Source organism: Fructilactobacillus sp. X2R5C3 (assembly GCF_059901325.1).
Genome location: NZ_JBWXUY010000076.1, coordinates 1 through 234, shown reverse-complemented (window position 1 = coordinate 234; position 234 = coordinate 1). Strand labels below are relative to the sequence as shown.

The 234-nt window shown below is 45.7% G+C and carries 1 pseudogene; it reads left to right on the top strand.

Annotated features, from left to right (window positions below):
- Window positions 1-41: 41 nt before the first annotated feature.
- A pseudogene (locus AC6UDE_RS07225) lies at window positions 42-234 on the top strand (sugar ABC transporter ATP-binding protein); the annotation flags it as partial.

Sequence of the window (234 nt, the reverse complement as noted above, 5' to 3'; positions counted from 1 at the left end):
ACACCATCGCTGGGCTCGAAAATATTAGCTCGGGTGAGATTGTGATTGATGGTGTAGATGTAGCGCAGGTTGAACCTAAAGATCGCGATATCGCGATGGTATTTCAGTCTTACGCGCTTTATCCAAACATGACGGTACGCGGTAATATCGCTTTCGGTTTGAAGATTCGTAAGATGCCTCAGGATGAGATCGATGCAGAAGTGAATCGTGTCGCTGAAATGCTGCAAATAGAAC